The following is a 15895-nucleotide window of genomic DNA, read 5'->3' on the forward strand; positions in this document are numbered from 1 at the left end:
CGCTAGCAAAGCAACGGTCGATCTCTCGAATCCGACACGCCAAACACACGTTCGAATGCCGAAAGCCATTACGAACGTTGCGGTGCGGAGGTTCAGACTTACTTTAGGTAGTCATCCGGCCGCATTCTTGGCTCTGGGCGGCACCGGAACAGTTCGGTAATCTCACCGGCATGCGGCGCCGGACACTCACGCTCCTGGTTGCGGCGCTCATGATCGTCGGCGGCCTGACGACTCCGGCGGCCGCCGCGCCGGGCGACCCGACGGGCGCGCCGAACGAGGGTACCGACCTCACGCTCGGTGAGAAGCTCGACGCCGCCAACACGGAGTGGCTGCAGGCCCAGGCCGTGCTCGACGCGTCGAAGAAGCGCCAGGCCGACCTGGCGCTGCAGATGGAGTCGATGCAGAAGGAGCTGGAGCCGGTCCGGGCCAGCGTGAACGTCATCGCGGCCGCGGCCTACCGCACCGGCGGTGACATCCGGCTCTCCGCGGCGCTCGTCAACAGCGACTCCACCGAGCAGTTCATGGATCGCGTCCTGCTCGTGAGGATGGTCGCGCAGTACAGCGACAAGCAGATCGCCCGTCTGACGAAGCTGGAGAAGGATCTCGCGGCGGCCAAGAAGGCGGCCGACGAGGAGGTCGCCAAGCAGCAGGCGCAGGCCGCGATCCAGGCCAAGAAGAAGGCGGACGCCGAGGCCGCCCTGGCCAAGATGCGCGGCAAGGCCGACGGCTACGTCAACGTCAACTCACCGCTGGCCAACCCGGCCCCGCGCAACGCCGACGGCAGCTGGCCGGCCGAGAACTGCATCATCGACGACCCGACCACGACGGGCTGCATCACGCCGCGAATGCTGCACGCCGCCCAGGAGGCGCGCAAGGCCGGCTTCACGCACTTCTACTCGTGCTTCCGCCCGTCCGGGCCGTATGAGCATCCGAAGGGCCGGGCCTGCGACTTCTCGGCCGCCGCGGACGGCTTCGGGGGCACCGCTACCGGCGCCGACAAGACCTACGGCACCAACCTGGCCGCCTACTTCGTGAAGAACGCGTCGGCGCTCGGGGTGCTCTACGTCATCTGGTTCCGGCAGGTCTGGACCCCCGCCGCCGGCTGGCACGCCTACAGCGGCGGCAACGGGGATCCGTCGAGCGACCACACGAACCACGTGCACCTGTCGGTGCTCTAGGGCCGCCGGACCGACCAGCCGAAGGGGTCCTCGAGCCGGCCGCGCTGGATGCCGACGAGGGTGTCGCGGATCGAGGCGGTGACCGGGCCCTCCGCGGCGCCGGCGATCGTGAACTCGCCGTCGCGCGAGCGGGCCCGGCCGATCGCGGTGATCACGACGCCGGTACCGCAGGCGAAGGTCTCCCGCAGCGCCCCGCTCTCGGCGTCGGCCCGCCACTCGTCGACCGAGTAGGGCCGCTCCTCCACGGTCCAGCCGTTGTGCCGGGCCAGCCGGATCACCGAGTCGCGGGTCACGCCGGGCAGGATCGACCCGTTCAGCGGCGGGGTCACCAGATGGGAGTTCTCGTAGACGAAGAACAGGTTCATGCTCCCGGACTCCTCGATCCAGCGCTGCTCGACCGCGTCGAGGAACACCGTCTGGTCGCAGCCCGCGTCCTGGGCCTGGGCCTGCGCGCGCAGGCTCACCGCATAGTTGGCGGCCGCCTTCACGTGGCCCGTCCCGCCCGGCGCGGCCCGTGAGTAGTCTTGCGAGATCCAGACCGTGACCGGCTTCGCGCCACCGGAGAAGTAGGCGCCCGAGGGCGAGGCGATGACGGCGAAGAGGTACTCCGACGACGGCCGCACGCCCAGGAAGGGGTCCGTGGCGATCATGAACGGCCGGATGTAGAGGCTCTGCCCCTCGCCCGACGGCACCCAGTCCCGGTCGGCCTCGACAAGGGTCCAGACGGCCTTCAGGAACAGCTCCTCCGGCAGCGCCGGCATGGCCAGCCGCTCGGCTGTCGCGTTGAGCCGGCGGGCGTTGGCCTCGGGCCGGAAGAGCCCGATCTCGCCGCTGGGCAGGGCGTAGGCCTTCAGGCCCTCGAAGAGCTCCTGGCTGTAGTGCAGCGCGGCGGTGGCCGGGGAGAGCGAAAGCGGCCCGAACGGGATCAGACGGGCATCGTGCCAGCCGTCCTCACCAAACTTGATCGTGATCATGTGGTCGGTGAAGACCCGGCCGAACCCGGGGTCGGCGAGCAGCGCGGCACGCTCCTCCGCCGGGCGGCGGCGCGCCGGGACGATGTCGAATTCGAGCATTCCGCCAATGTAGGCGGTACCTGAACGATCCCTAAGCTTTGTCCCGGGGACTGGTCGGTAACAACCACCTAGAACAGATTGGCCGGCGGCGGCGGGGACGAGACGGCCGTCGCGTCGGTGACGGCCCTGGCCCCGGCCACGAGATCGGTGAGGTCGGCCCCGGCGACCAGGCGGGCCGGGAACGCGTCGCCGGCGCCGGCCCGCGCGAGGGGTGCCTGCGGGATGCGCCCCGGCTCGGCCGCGGCCACCAGGATCACGTTGCCGAACCGGCGGCCGCGCAGGACCGAGGGCTCGGCGAGCAGGACGACCTCGCCGTAGACCCGGCGCAGGGTCGCGACCTGCCCGCGGGCGAAGGCCAGCCCGGCGCCGTCGGCCAGGTTGGCCACGTGGACGCCGCCGGGGCGCAGCAGGCGAGCGGTCGCGCCGGCGAACTCCAGGGACGTGAGGTGGGCCGGGACCCGGGCACCGCCGAACACGTCGACGATCACCAGGTCGAAGCGGGCCGCACCGTAGCCCTCGACGGCGGCGCGGGCGTCGACGGCGCGCACGCGGATGTCGGCTCCTCGGGGTAGGGGGAGCTCTCGGCGTACGAAATCGATGAGGGCCTGATCCAGCTCCACGACGCGCTGGCTGGAGCCGGGGCGGGTCGCGGCGATGTACCGCGGCAGGGTCAGCGCCCCGCCGCCGAGGTGCAGCACCGACAGCGGCGTGCCGGCGGGGGCCATGGCGTCGATGACCGAGGCGATGCGGCGCATGTACTCGAAATCCAGCTGACGTGGGTCGCCGAGGTCCAGTGCGGACTGCGGATATCCGTCCAGCAGCAGCGTCCACCGCCCGGGCCGGCCGTCGTCCGGGCACAGCTCGGCGACTCCCCCGTCGACCTGCTGAGCGATTCCTGTCGCCCGCCTCCGCCCACCCACGCCGCAATCTTGCATCACCGGTCCTGAGACAACGCTCAGCGTGCGCCCGGTTTGTTATGCGCGCAGGTCTAGCATGCCGGGTATGTCCCGCATCCAGTCTCGCTCCGGTCTGCTCGTCGCCGCCCTGACGGCGGTGCTCGTGGCGGTCACCGGCTGCTCCGGTAACGACGACGACAAGAAGGATTCGGCCCCGGCCGTCGATTCGAACCTGCCGGCGGCGGACGGGCTGCTCAAGGACGCGTCGGCCGCCATGACCGACATCAAATCGACAAAGTTCCTGATCACCGCGGACGGCTCGATCGCCGGGCTGCCTCTCAAGCGCGCCGAGGGCGTGCTGACCAAGGACGGCAGCGCCCAGGGCACCGCGCAGGTCGAGGCGCTCGGAGCCACGACCGACCTCACCTTCACGATCGTCGGGCAGACGATGTACCTCAAGGGGCCGACAGGCGAATACCAGCAGCTCCCGCTGTCCATGGCGGCCACGGTCTACGACCCGTCGGCGATCCTCGACCCGCAGCGGGGCATCGCCAAGGTGCTCAGCACCGCGACCGAGGGCAAGACCGAGGCCGCGGAGAACGTCCAGGGGCAGAGCACCTACCGGGTCGCGGCCAAGTTCCCGGCCGAGAACCTCTCCAAGATCGTGCCCGGCGTGACCGGCCAGGTGCCCGGCAAGGTGTGGATCGCCAAAACGGACAAGCGGGTGCTGAAGGCCACGTTCGACCTGCCCGGCTCCGGCGACGCCAAGGGCGGGTCGGTCACGGTGACGTTCACCGAGTTCGACGCGGCCGTCACGATCACTGCGCCGAAGTAGCGCCGGGTGTCCGTCACCGAGCTTTCCGCGCCGACCGGGCAGCGGCGACGGCTGGCCATCGGGGTCGGCGGGGCCACGGTGCTCCTGGCCGCCCTCGACGCCTACGTGGTCGTCGGCGTGCTTACCGACATCCTCGACGCGCTGCACATCGCGACCAACCGGCTGGAGAAGGTCACGCCCGTCGTGACCGGGTTCCTGCTCGGGTACATCGCCGGGATGCCGCTGCTGGGCTCCCTGTCCGACCGGTTCGGTCGGCGGGCGGTGCTCATCTGGTGCCTGGTGGGGTTCGCCGCCGGGTCCGCGCTGACCGCCGCCTCCGGTGACTCGATCTGGCTGCTGACCGGCGGCCGGACGGTCCAGGGGCTGGCCGGAGGGGCGCTGCTGCCGGTGACGCTCGCGCTGGCCGGCGACCTGTGGGCCGAGCGGCGCCGGGCCGGCGTGCTCGGGGTCGTCGGGGCGGCGCAGGAGCTCGGAAGCGTGCTCGGGCCGCTCTACGGTGTCGGGGTCGCCGCGCTGCTGGGCTCGTGGCGGGGCATCTTCTGGCTCAACCTCCCGCTCGCGGCGGTCGCCATCGCGCTCGTCTGGGTGGCGCTGCCGAAAGCCGCGGCGACCGCGAAGACGCCTGTCGACGTCGTCGGCGGCCTCCTGCTGGCCGGCACGCTCGGCGCGGCCGTGGTGGCGCTCTACAACCCGGACCCGGAGCGCGCGGTGCTGCCGCCGTGGGGCTGGTGGGCGCTGGCCGGGGCCGGGCTGGGCGCGGTGCTGTTCGCGGGCTGGGAGGCGCGGGCCCGGACCCGGCTGATCGACCTGCGCGGCGCGCGGCCACGGCCGTTCTTCGCCGCGCTGGGCGCCAGCTTCTGCGCCGGCGCGGCACTCATGGTCACGCTCGTCGACGTCGAACTGGTGGCGCAGACGCTGCTCGGGCGCAGCGGGGTGCAGGGCACGCTGGTGCTTACCCGGTTCCTGGTCGCGCTGCCGGTCGGCGCGGTGCTCGGCGGGTGGCTGGTGGCCCGGCTCGGCGAGCGGGTGGTCGCGGTGACCGGGCTGGTCGTGGCGGCCGCCGGGTATGTGCTGATCGCGGGCTGGCCCGCGGACGTGCTGAGCCGGCAGTACCTCGGGCTCCTGCCCCGCCTGGACACCGACCTGGTGATCGCCGGGTTCGGCCTCGGGCTGGTGATCGGGCCGCTCTCGTCGGCGATCCTGCGCTCGACGCCGCCGGCCCAGCACGGCGTGGCGTCCTCGGCGGTGGTCGTGGCCCGGATGATGGGCATGCTTATCGGCGTGGCCGCGCTCACCGCGTGGGGCCTGCACCGCTTCCACGAGCTCACCGCGAAGCTGAACTTCCCGCTGGTGTTCGGCAAGGCCCCGGACGAGCAGCGCCGCCTGCTCGACGCCTACAAGGAGGCGCTGCAGGCGGCGCTGCGCACGGAGTATCGGGAGATCTTCATCGCGACCGCGGTGATCTGCGCCGTGGGGGCGCTGTGCTCGGTGCTCCTGCCGGGGCGCGTCAAGGCTTAGACGAGCCCACCGGCCCGGGCCAGGGCGCAGATGGAGATCAGCCGGAGGGCGGGCCACTCGAGGTGGGCCCAGTCGATGTCACCGGTCGGCGGGAGCTGCCACTGCGCCTCGATGAGGGCGTCGCGCACGCCTGTCGCGTAGCCGGCGAGCGCGACGGCGCCGGGGCCGTGCTCGGGGTCGCCGAGGGCGTCGCGCACGCAGGCAGCGTGCTGGTCGATCGTCGCCTGCAGTCCGGCCGACTCGCGGGCCGCGGCCAGGCCGGCCGCGCCGAGCCACGTCATCAGCCCGTTGAGCGTCGATCGGGCGGCGCTGCGGGTGGCCTCGGCGTGGTCGCCGTAGGCGCCGGTGCCGGCTGCGGTGTAGCTCGTGTCGTTGGACATGCCACCGACTTCGGCCGCGGCGGGACCGCCTGAAACCGGCGAACCGGCCCGCACCCCATCAGACCCACTCCGCTACCGAACCGTACAAACGTCGCATCACGCCAATCCGGCTCTCCCGACCATGAAGATGCGTCATATTCGGACTTAGCAGGCAAAGGGGAGGCCCGGGCCGCACCCCGGACCTCCCGTACTGAGTCCACTGTGGAGAGAGAGGAGCGGACTCAGTTGTACGTGCGGGCCTTGGACTCATCCGGCATGAGCACCCACAGCACGATGTAGATGACGAACTGCGGGCCCGGCAGCAGGCACGAGAGCACGAAGATCAGACGCATCATGTTCGGGGAGATGCCGAAGCGGCGGGCGAGGCCCGAGCAGACGCCGGCGATCCAGCGATTGTCACGGGGCCTGTAGAGACTGGACATTGCACTGGCTCCTTCGTCGATGTGTACCTCAACGGTAGAAATGCCCGCGCCGGCCGCCCTCCAACCTTTGGGCGAAATCCGGGGTGCCGACCACTAGGGAAGATGCACCGAGGCCGAGTCCGTGGTAGCCGGTCGGTTGCTCGGGGTTGCATGGCGGTTCAGCAGCTCAGACGGGGTGTGACGGGCCCGATACCCATTGCGTCAGACATCACTGTCCCCGCAACGGAAGGCCTCGAACAGTGACCCGATTCGCCCGCCGCGCCACCACGATCGCCGCCGCGCTCATCGCGGCGCCCCTCGGCTTCGCGCTCGTCACGACCACCGGACCACAGGCCTTCGCGGCCGGCGCGCCCGTCACGGCCAGTGTCGCCCACGTCGCCGAGGCCGTGGGGGCCAGCGCCGCGGACGATGCGGCCGCCAAGGCGTCGTACACCGCCAAGAAGAAAAAGAAGAAGAAGTCGGTCGCGAAGAAGAAGCCGGTGACGACGCCGACCACGACCCCGACGACCGCACCCGTCACCACCTCGCCGAGCACTGTCGAGACCGAGGTCGTGACGCTCACGAACAACTTCCGCACGGCCAACGGCTGCGGCGCGCTGCGCATCGACACCCGCCTGGTCACGGCGGCCCGCGACCACAGCGCCGACATGGTGACGAAGAACTTCTTCGACCACACCGGCTCGAACGGCAGCAACTTCGTGCAGCGCGAAGAGGCCGCGGGCTACACCAAGGGCGGGGCCTCGGCCGAGAACATCGCGTGGGGCTACCGCACCGCGCAGGACGTGGTGAACGGCTGGATCAACAGCCCCGGGCACCGCGCCAACATGCTCAACTGCCAGAGCGTCGCGGTCGGCGTCGGCCTGGCCTACAAGGCCGACGGCACCCCGTACTGGACCCAGGACTTCGGTCGCGTCTGACCAACCGAACGGCCCCACATCGACAACCCGTGACATTCGGGATAGTCCTGCGGGTCACCGACCGTGTAGAAAGCACGGGTGACCACCACCCTGTCAGGCGACACAGTCCTCGTCGGTGGAGACCGAGCCGGCCGGCGGCGGCTTCGTAAATTGCTGCTGCTGGCGAGCGCCACCCTGGTGCTCGCCGGCTGCGGCGACGACAAGGCGGCCGCACCACCGGACGCGAAGTCCAACGCGGCCGCCTACGACTCCGTGGACGTGTGCTCCCTCGCCGGCGACGACCAGTACAAGGCCGCTCTGGGCGAGGCCGCCGCCGGCAAGGAGCGGCGCGACACCGACAGCCTCAAGGCGTGTGCCGTCGACGGATCATCCGGCGCGTTCTACATCTTCCTGAGCGTCATGCGCCCCTCGATGGGCGCGGGCGAGCAGGTCAGCTTCGACAAGGCGGCCGTGCAGGGCGCCAAGGACGTCGACGCCAACACGTTCTCGTTCTTCGATGACGGCCAGGCGTACGTCGAGACCTCCGACGGGGCCCTGGTGCTGCGCGCGTCGTTCGTGTATTACGTCGACAGCGGGAAGATCACCGATGGACCGGGCGTCGTCAACCGCCTACACACGCTGCTAGGACAGATGACACAAAAAGTCTAGGCGGGGTTCACGGGCCGTCCCTAGCGTCCCGACCCATGAAGAATCTTCGACGTGTTGGCCTCGGCGTGGGCGTCGGCGCGCTGGCGCTCACGCTTGCCGCGCCGTCCGCCTCCGCATCCGGCTCCGCCGACTTCGGCCACGGGGGCTTCGGGACGGCCACGCTCACCGGCTGGGCCGCGCTGCCGGCGGCGACGTTCGTCTCCGCCAGCGACCCGTCCGGCGCGCTGCTGGGCGGCACCCCGTCCAACGGTGTCACCCCGCCCTTCGACGACCAGCCGATCCAGGGCTTCAGCGGCATCGTCAAGAACGGCGACGGCACGTTCGACGTCATCTCCGACAACGGCTACGGCAACAAGGCCAACAGCGGCGACTTCGTGCTGCGCATCCACCACCTCGCGCCCGACTACAGCACGAAGACCGTGGACGTGCTCGGCGGCATCAACCTGACCGACCCGAACCGCTATGTGCCGTTCGCGCTCACCCGGCCGGACCGGGTCCTGACCGGCGCCGACTTCGACATCGAGTCCATCCAGCGGGTCAAGGACGGCTCGTACTGGATCGGCGACGAGTTCGGCCCCTACCTGCTGCACTTCGACCGGGCCGGACGCCTCCTGCAGGCCCCGATCCCGCTGCCCGGCGTGCGCGCCCCGGAGAACCCGGAGGGCAGCCCGAACCTGAACAGCAGCAAGGGCTTCGAGGGCATGGCCCAGTCGCCCGACGGGCGCACCCTCTACCCGCTGCTGGAGGGCACCGTGGCCGGCGACCCGGCCGGCACCCTGCGGTTCAACGAGTTCAGCCTGGTCAAGCAGCAGTACACGGGCAAGGTCTACACGTATCAGCTCGAGGACCCGGCCAACTCGATCGGCGACGCCATCGCCGTCGACGACGACCGCTTCCTGATCATCGAGCGCGACAACGGCCAGGGCGCCACGGCCAAGTTCAAGAAGATCTACATGGCCGACAAGCGGGACCGCAACCGCGACGGCAAGATGGACAAGACCGTTGTCGCGGACCTCATGCACATCGCCGACCCGCGGCACCTGTTCGGCCCGGCCGACGTCTTCACGTTCCCGTTCCAGACCATCGAGGACGTCGTGATCCTCGACGACCGCACGCTGGGCGTCGTGAACGACAACAACTTCCCGTTCTCCAGCGGCCGCACGCCGGGCCGGCCGGACGACGACGAGTTCATCACCATCCGCCTGACCGACAACCTGCACGCGGACAAGCGCTTCCTGAAATGACGCCGCCCGGCGCGGCCGGTGAAAGTTACGGGACGAGGCTGCACACGGCGAGCAGGCGCAGCATGGCCCACGACGGCTTCGACCAGTCGTCGAGCGGGTCCTCGGCGTCGCGGGCCGCGTCGCGGATGGCGGCCGAGTAACCGGCCAGCGCAACCGGGTCCAGCAGCGCTCCACCGAGGGAGTCACGGATGGCGGCCGCATGCTGATCCACGCGGGCCAGCAGGTCCGGCCGGGCGGCAACCGCCGCTCGGCCGGGGCGGCCGATAGTGGCGTTGAGCTCGGCGAGTCCGGCCCGTGCGATCCACGCGCGCCGGCCGGCGGTCAGCTCATCGAAGGGGGCGCTCACGTCGCGACGATAAGCCGAGGCGGCGAGCTTGCCCAGCCCTGACATGCGGCCCGGGAAGCGGGAACGACCCAGGACTGCCCGAACCGCCACGTTCATCTGGGTGAACAGCTGGGTAACTGCGCCCTTATGGCCGATCGCGACGAGACCCCGGATGAGCGGTTCGACCGGAACTGGAACGAGCTGCTCCAGGAGCTGCGGGTCGCCCAGACGGGCGTGCAGATCCTGTTCGCGTTCCTGTTGACGCTGCCGTTCAACCAGCGGTGGACGGTGGTGACGGACACGCAGAAGGCCACCTATGTCGCCACGCTGCTCTGCACGGCGGTCGCCACGCTGTGCCTGATCGCCCCGGTCAGCCACCACCGCATTCTCTTCCGGCGCGGCCGCAAGAAGGAGCTGGTGGCCACCAGCTCCAACCTGGCCGGCGTCGGCCTGTGGTTTCTGTGGCTGTCGATTGTCGGCGCCGTTTTCCTCATCTTCGAGGTCGTCGTGGGCACGTCCTGGGCGATCGGTGTCGCCGTCGCATTCGCTGCAGCTTTCATCGGGATCTGGTACATAATGCCCACCATGAAGCGTTGAAGCGCTTCGGTATTGACACCCCCGACGGCCTCCGGCAGCGTGGGAACGCTCCCATCCAGCGAGCACAACCTTCCGCCAAAAGAGGTGTCTGTGCAGCGCAAATTTGCCATTGCCGTCGCCGCGGCGCTGCTTCTCTCGCCCGTCGCGGCATCATCCGCCAATGCGGCCGACCCAGCCGAACAGATCGTCAACGGTACCTTCGACAGCGGCACCGATCCCTGGTGGTGGACCGGTAACTCACCGGGCTCCGTGGTCGACGGCCGCCTATGTGCGCCGATTCCCGCGGGGACGACGAACCCGTGGGACGCCATCATCGGGCAGAACCAGATCCGGCTCCAGGCCGGGGAGTCGTACAAGCTGCAGTTCGACGCCAGCGCGAGCGTCCCCGTGACCGTCCGCGCGAACGTGCAGCTGGCCGACCCGCCGTACACCCAGGAGATCTCCGAGGCCCCGCAGCTCACGCCGGCGCCCCAGACGTTCAGCTACACCTTCACCGCGGCCGCCGACACCGCCGCCGGCCAGGTCGCGTTCCAGGTCGGCGGCAGCGCCGCGGCCTACACGTTCTGCGTCGACAACGTCTCGCTGCAGGGAGGGGCACCGCCGCCCGTGTACGTGCCGGACACCGGCCCGCGAGTGCGGGTCAACCAGGTCGGCTACCTCGCCAACGGCCCCAAGCAGGCCACCGTCGTCACCGAGGCGACGGCGGCCCTGCCGTGGCAGCTGAAGAACGCCGCCGGGACCGTGGTCGCCAGCGGCAGCACGACGCCGCGCGGAGTCGACGCGACGAGCGGGCAGAACGTGCAGACGGCCGACTTCTCGCAGTACAAGACCCAGGGCAAGGGCTTCACGCTCACCGCCGACGGTGAGACGAGCGTGCCGTTCGACATCGGCGCCAACGCCGCCTACGAGCAGCTGCGCACCGACGCCCTCTCCTGGTTCTACGTGCAGCGCAGCGGCATCGAGATCTCCGACGCCATCGCGCCGGGCTACGGCCGCAAGGCCGGGCACCTCGGGGTCGCGCCCAACCAGGGCGACACCGACGTGCCGTGCCAGGCCGGGGTCTGCGACTACCGGCTCGACGTGCGCGGCGGCTGGTACGACGCCGGTGACCACGGCAAGTACGTCGTCAACGGCGGCATCGCGGTGGCCCAGCTCATGAGCACCTTCGAGCGGTCAAAGGTCGCCGCCAGCGGCAAGCCCGGCCAGCTCGCCGACGGCACCCTGCGCCTGCCGGAGCACGGCAACCAGGTGCCCGACGTGCTCGACGAGGCCCGCTGGGAGCTGGAGTTCCTGCTGCGCATGCAGGTGCCCGCGGGGCAGCCGCTGGCCGGCATGGTCCACCACAAGATCCACGACCAGAACTGGACGGGCCTGCCGCTCGACCCGGCGGCCGACCCGCAGCCGCGCGAGCTGCACCCGCCGTCGACCGCGGCCACGCTCAACCTCGCGGCCACGGCGGCGCAGGGCGCCCGGCTGTTCGCGCCGTACGACAAGGCGTTCGCGGCGAAGCTGCTGACCGCGGCGAGGACCGCCTACGCGGCGGCGCTGGCCCACCCGGCGATCTACGCGCTGGGCAGTGACAGCACCGGCGGCGGCGCCTACGACGACGCCGACGTGACGGACGAGTTCTACTGGGCCGCGGCCGAGCTGTACATCAGCACCGGCGAGAAGACCTACCGCGACGCCGTCACCGCGTCGCAGTGGCACACCGCTGACATCTTCAAGCCCGAGGGCTTCAGCTGGGGCTACACCGCCGCGCTGGGCCGGCTCGACCTGGCCACCGTCCCCAATGGACTGCCGGACCGCGACCGGGTGCGCAAGTCGGTGGTCGACGGCGCCAAGGGTTACCTGGCGGCCGTGCGGGCCAACCCCTACGGCATCGCGTACGCGCCGGGCACCGGCAAGTACGAGTGGGGCTCCAACAGCGCCGTGCTCAACAACCTCGTCGTCATCGCCACGGCCTACGACCTGACCGGGTCGGGCGAGTTCCGCGACGGCGTCGTGAGCGGCATTGACTACATCCTGGGCCGCAACGCGCTCAACCAGTCGTACGTGACGGGCTTCGGCGAGCGCAACTCGCACAACCAGCACACCCGGATCTACGGCCACCAGCTCAACGCGGCCCTGCCGAACCCGCCGTCCGGCTCCCTCGCCGGCGGGCCGAACTCCTACCTGCAGGACCCGCTCGCGCAGAAGCTCCTCACCGGCTGCGCGCCGCAGTTCTGCTACGTGGACGACATCAACTCGTACTCCACCAACGAGATCGCCATCAACTGGAACTCGACGCTCTCGTGGGTCGCCTCGTTCCTGGCCGACCAGGGCGAGGGCGGCGCGCCGGCGGCGTCGGGGTGCTCGGTGCAGTACAGCACGGTGATCAACCTCGGTGGCGTCTTCATCGCCCAGGCCACGATCAAGAACACGGGCCGGCAGACGCTGAACGACGTCAAGGTGCGCTTCGCCTACACCGGCACGCAGAAGGTCGAGCTGGCGGTGAACGGCACGGCGAGCCAGACGGCGGCCGACGTGGTGCTGACGCCGCGCGACGCCCGGCTGAAGCCCGGTGAGCAGACCACGGTCCTGCTTGTCGGGACGGTCCCGTGGGGTCCGAACGCCGCTCCGGCGACGTTCCGCTGCTAAAGGCTCCAAACGATCAAAGGCCCCTTGTCCGTACTCCCAGAGGCTGGGCGTCGGGCAAGGGGCCTTTCGTCTGCGCCGGTGCCGCCCGGCGGCGCTCAGCGCCCGGCGAGCAGCTCCGCCACGGCCCGCCCCGACGCCGCAGTGGCACCGAAGGTGGCGATGTGCACGTCACCCAGCGGCGCGGCCGGGACGCCCATCTCGACGACCACCGCCTCTGGACGTACCGCCAACGCTGCCTGCAGCGCCTGGGTCATCCAGGCGTAGCGGTGCGGGTCGCGCACGACCAGGACGAGAGGGCGACCCTGGGACGCCTCCAGGGCGGCGGGCAGGCCGTCGGGCGACGAGAGGCGGGCGCCGGTCGTGGCCGGGACCAGCTCGGCCAGCGGGGCCAGCAGCCCCCAGGGCGTCTCGGGCGCGATGGCCAGGTTGAGCTCGGGCTGGAACTCGAGGACGTACGCGGGGACGCCCAGCGGGAACAGCGCGTCGGGCGCGGAGATGCGCAGCGCGCGGCGGGCGGCGGAGAGGCCGACGGCCGTCGCGCGGGGATCGGGGGCGGTCTTCGGGGCGGCGGCCGACCAGGCGGCCAGGCGGGCGACCCGGGCGGCCGCGTCGGCCAGGCGCTCCTCGGCCAGGTCACCGGCGACCACCGCGGCACAGATCGCGTCGCGCAGCGCGGCCGCGGTCTCCTCGTCGGCGTGCTCACCGCCCACGCAGATGGCGTCGGCCCCGGCCGCCAGGGCGAGGACCGTGGCGTTGGCCAGCCCGTAGCGCCCGGCCACGGCCCGCATCTCGATGGCGTCGGTGACGATGAGGCCGTCGAAGCCCAGCTCGCCGCGCAGGAGGTCGGTCATGATCCGCCGGCTCAGGGTGGCCGGCAGCTCCGGGTCGAGCGACGGCACCCGCAGATGCGCGCTCATCACCGCCTGCACGCCCGCGGCGATCGCGGCGCGGAACGGCACGAGCTCGATCGCGTCGAGCTCGGCCCGGCCGGCCTGGATCAGGGGCACGTCGAGGTGCGAGTCGACGTTGGTGTTGCCGTGGCCGGGGAAGTGCTTGGCGCACGCGGCGACGCCGGCCTCCTGCAGCCCGGCGATCCAGGCCGCGGTGTGGCGGGCCACCCGCTCGGGCTCGGCACCGAACGCGCGCGAGCCGATGACCGGGTTGCCCGGGTCGTTGTTGACGTCCGCGTCGGGCGCGTAGTCGAAGGTGATGCCGGCCGCGGCCAGGTCGCGCCCGATGTGCCCGGCGACCTCGCGGGTCAGGGCCGAGTCGTCGATGGCGCCGAGGGCCAGGTTGCCGGGCCAGGGGCTGCCGGTGTGCGCGTCGATGCGGGTGACGTCGCCGGCCTCCTCGTCGATGGCGACGATGACGTCCGGCTTCTCCGCCCGCAGGGCCGCGGTCAGCTCGGCCACTTGGTCGCGGTCGACCACGTTGCGCGCGTAAAGCGCGACGCCGCCAAGCCCTTCGGCGAGGCGGCGGCGTAGCCACCGTGGCGGCTCCTTGCCCACGAATCCCGGCTGCAGCACGGCGTTCGCCATGCCGGCCAGATCTGCCCCCGTACGTGCATCCATGCCCGTGACCCCACCCTTTCGCTGTCAGGCGACACAGGCCTCGTCGATGAGACGTCGTCGGCCGGCGGCGGCTGCCTGGCGAGAATGGTCACATCACGACGGAGAAATAGTCAAGAAACCTTCCAGTAGTTAACAGGTAAGTGCCAGCCGCAATCACCCGTGCGGGCGGATGGTCCACACCACCGTCATGGTCGTCGTCACGGCGCCGTCGGCCCGGGTGATCTCGATGTGCACAGGGAACTCGGGGCGCTCGCCGGCGGTCAGTTCGGCGACGACGTCGGCGACCGGGCGGCCCAGGGTGGCGGCGGCGCGGACCGGGCCGCGGGCCAGCTTGGCGTAGGCGATGTCGGAGCGGACCGCGAGCGGGGTGCCCAGGTTGAGGTACGGGCCGAACGCGCCCATCACCACGGCGCCGGAGGCGGTCTCGCCGAGGGCGAACAGGGCGCCCGCGTGCGGCCCGGCCACGTGGTTGTGCAGCCGCTCCTCGTCCGGCAGGGTGGCCACCGCCCGGACCCGGTCGCCGTCCAGGTCCAGGTCGGTGATCTCGATGCCGAGCGTCCGCGCGAACGGTACGGCCGCGATGAGGTTCGCGGCAACGGCCTTCGTGTCGATCGTCATGACCCGATGTTACCGGCGAGTAGGGGTTCGCCGGCTCAGGTGAACAGCCGACCGATCGAGCGGACGATCTCGACGTAGAAGTTGCCCTCGATCTTGCGGAAGATCTCGAACGGCTCGTCCGGCGAGCCGAAGAACGGCCGCAGCGTCCAGGCCAGCTGGGTGCCGACGAAGCCGAACAGCAGGATCCAGACGTTGAGCAGCGCCATGCTGGCCGGCCGCTCCCCGGGGGCGAGCTGCTCCTGACGCTGGGGCAGCGGGCGTGGCGCCAGCTGGTGGATGACGGGGTACATCGGCCGGCCGTCGGGACCCACCATGATCTGCGGCTGGGGCGGCGCCACGATGGTGGAGACCAGACCGTTGGCGGCCGGAGCGGGAGCCGGAGCCGGAGCGGGGACCGCGGAGACCGGCGAGACGGACTCCACCGACCCGTCGGCGGGGGCCGGAGCCGGCGCCGAGAGCGCGGCCAGGGCGGCCGCCTCCTCGCGGTCCTTGCGCTCCTGCTCCTGCCGCCGGGCTACGGCCAGGGCGGTGGTGTGCTCGTTGAGCGCGCGCATGCCGCTGGTCAGGAAGCGCAGGCCGACGAACGCGGTCAGGGTGAGGATCGCGACGTTGAGCACCTTGTAGAAGTCGTAGCTGTACGCGGTGATCAGGAAGAAGAGGCTGATCGGCGCGAACGCCAGCGACAGCACCGACATCACGGTGATCGTGACCATGACGAGCGACAATGCCTGCTTCACCTGCAGCCGGGCCCCGAAGACCAGGTTGAACAGGTACAGCGTGGGAAGACAGATCGCCAGGGTGGCCAGGAACAGCAGCGGGAGCTTCACCGCCGAGATCCCCGCCATCGCGACACTGTGGGAGGCGCCGAGCACAGCTCCGTAGCAGGCCAGGGCCACTACGGAGCTGTACAGCATCTGCCTCGTCAGCTTGCCGAGCTCCCGCTCTTCACCGATCTGCCGCCAGATTCCGTCGCGATCGCGCAGAATCCGCTCGATGATGAGCAGTCCAGAACTGGATTCGCCATAGGCTGCCATCG

16 protein-coding genes are annotated in these 15895 nt (G+C 70.9%); 8 read left to right on the forward strand and 8 right to left on the reverse strand.

From position 1 onward, the window contains the following. Window positions 1-170: 170 nt before the first annotated feature. Window positions 171-1178, forward strand: coding sequence for a coiled-coil domain-containing protein (locus Dvina_RS50530; RefSeq protein WP_223099275.1), 1008 nt, complete (start codon window positions 171-173; stop codon window positions 1176-1178). Here the strand turns inward: Dvina_RS50530 and Dvina_RS50535 are convergent. Together Dvina_RS50535 and Dvina_RS50540 are read right to left on the reverse strand one after the other, a co-directional pair. Beyond that, entirely contained in the window at window positions 1175-2251 is a 1077-nt protein-coding gene (locus Dvina_RS50535) for a branched-chain amino acid aminotransferase (protein ID WP_223099276.1), read from the reverse strand. The two genes, Dvina_RS50530 and Dvina_RS50535, sit on opposite strands and share 4 nt — an antisense overlap. 68 nt (window positions 2252-2319) lie before the next feature. Then, window positions 2320-3171 carry a spermidine synthase gene (locus Dvina_RS50540; protein WP_223099277.1) on the reverse strand — a complete coding sequence of 284 codons (852 nt, stop codon included), beginning with the start codon at window positions 3169-3171 and terminating at the stop codon, window positions 2320-2322. 82 nt (window positions 3172-3253) lie between these two features. On the opposite strand from Dvina_RS50540, the gene Dvina_RS50545 reads away from it, so the two are divergent. Together Dvina_RS50545 and Dvina_RS50550 are read left to right on the forward strand one after the other, a co-directional pair. Further along, window positions 3254-3982 (forward strand): LppX_LprAFG lipoprotein, encoded by a 729-nt coding sequence (locus Dvina_RS50545; protein ID WP_223099279.1) that lies wholly within the window; start codon window positions 3254-3256, stop codon window positions 3980-3982. 6 nt (window positions 3983-3988) lie between these two features. After that, on the forward strand, window positions 3989-5500 hold the full coding sequence (locus Dvina_RS50550) for an MFS transporter (protein WP_223099280.1): 1512 nt from the start codon (window positions 3989-3991) through the stop codon (window positions 5498-5500). On the opposite strand, the gene Dvina_RS50555 is transcribed toward Dvina_RS50550, so the two are convergent. Then, window positions 5497-5880, reverse strand: a complete 384-nt coding sequence (locus Dvina_RS50555) for a DUF6401 family natural product biosynthesis protein (RefSeq protein WP_223099282.1) — start codon at window positions 5878-5880, stop codon at window positions 5497-5499. The two genes, Dvina_RS50550 and Dvina_RS50555, sit on opposite strands and share 4 nt — an antisense overlap. 221 nt (window positions 5881-6101) lie before the next feature. Further along, window positions 6102-6302, reverse strand: a complete 201-nt coding sequence (locus Dvina_RS50560; protein WP_223099283.1) for a PspC domain-containing protein — start codon at window positions 6300-6302, stop codon at window positions 6102-6104. Window positions 6303-6541: 239 nt separating this feature from the next. Between Dvina_RS50560 and Dvina_RS54990 the strand changes: the two genes are divergently transcribed. From Dvina_RS54990 to Dvina_RS50575, 3 genes are all read left to right on the forward strand, one after another. Beyond that, window positions 6542-7219 (forward strand): CAP domain-containing protein, encoded by a 678-nt coding sequence (locus Dvina_RS54990; RefSeq protein ID WP_246655849.1) that lies wholly within the window; start codon window positions 6542-6544, stop codon window positions 7217-7219. 78 nt (window positions 7220-7297) lie between these two features. Further along, window positions 7298-7867, forward strand: coding sequence for a hypothetical protein (locus Dvina_RS50570; protein WP_223099285.1), 570 nt, complete (start codon window positions 7298-7300; stop codon window positions 7865-7867). Between the two features lie 35 nt (window positions 7868-7902). Further along, window positions 7903-9111 carry an esterase-like activity of phytase family protein gene (locus Dvina_RS50575; protein WP_223099287.1) on the forward strand — a complete coding sequence of 403 codons (1209 nt, stop codon included), beginning with the start codon at window positions 7903-7905 and terminating at the stop codon, window positions 9109-9111. A 25-nt stretch (window positions 9112-9136) separates the two neighbouring features. Here the strand turns inward: Dvina_RS50575 and Dvina_RS50580 are convergent, their stop codons facing one another. Next, window positions 9137-9457, reverse strand: coding sequence for a DUF6401 family natural product biosynthesis protein (locus Dvina_RS50580; protein WP_246655850.1), 321 nt, complete (start codon window positions 9455-9457; stop codon window positions 9137-9139). A 126-nt stretch (window positions 9458-9583) separates the two neighbouring features. Between Dvina_RS50580 and Dvina_RS50585 the strand changes: the two genes are divergently transcribed. Together Dvina_RS50585 and Dvina_RS50590 are read left to right on the forward strand one after the other, a co-directional pair. Next, window positions 9584-10033 (forward strand): DUF6328 family protein, encoded by a 450-nt coding sequence (locus Dvina_RS50585; RefSeq protein ID WP_223099288.1) that lies wholly within the window; start codon window positions 9584-9586, stop codon window positions 10031-10033. A 90-nt stretch (window positions 10034-10123) separates the two neighbouring features. Then, entirely contained in the window at window positions 10124-12670 is a 2547-nt protein-coding gene (locus tag Dvina_RS50590; protein ID WP_223099289.1) for a glycoside hydrolase family 9 protein, read from the forward strand. A gap of 95 nt (window positions 12671-12765) precedes the next feature. Here Dvina_RS50590 and Dvina_RS50595 read toward each other — a convergent pair whose 3' ends face one another. The 3 genes from Dvina_RS50595 to Dvina_RS50605 all read right to left on the reverse strand — a co-directional run bounded on the left by Dvina_RS50595 (window position 12766) and on the right by Dvina_RS50605 (window position 15893). Beyond that, window positions 12766-14241, reverse strand: a complete 1476-nt coding sequence (locus tag Dvina_RS50595) for a glycoside hydrolase family 3 protein (protein WP_223099290.1) — start codon at window positions 14239-14241, stop codon at window positions 12766-12768. Between the two features lie 153 nt (window positions 14242-14394). Continuing rightward, window positions 14395-14859 (reverse strand): DUF4442 domain-containing protein, encoded by a 465-nt coding sequence (locus tag Dvina_RS50600; RefSeq protein ID WP_223099291.1) that lies wholly within the window; start codon window positions 14857-14859, stop codon window positions 14395-14397. A gap of 35 nt (window positions 14860-14894) precedes the next feature. Beyond that, window positions 14895-15893, reverse strand: a complete 999-nt coding sequence (locus Dvina_RS50605) for a hypothetical protein (protein ID WP_223099292.1) — start codon at window positions 15891-15893, stop codon at window positions 14895-14897. Window positions 15894-15895: the final 2 nt, after the last annotated feature.

The sequence above is a fragment of the Dactylosporangium vinaceum genome, from assembly GCF_019904175.1.
GTDB classification, from domain to species: Bacteria; Actinomycetota; Actinomycetes; order Mycobacteriales; family Micromonosporaceae; genus Dactylosporangium; species Dactylosporangium vinaceum.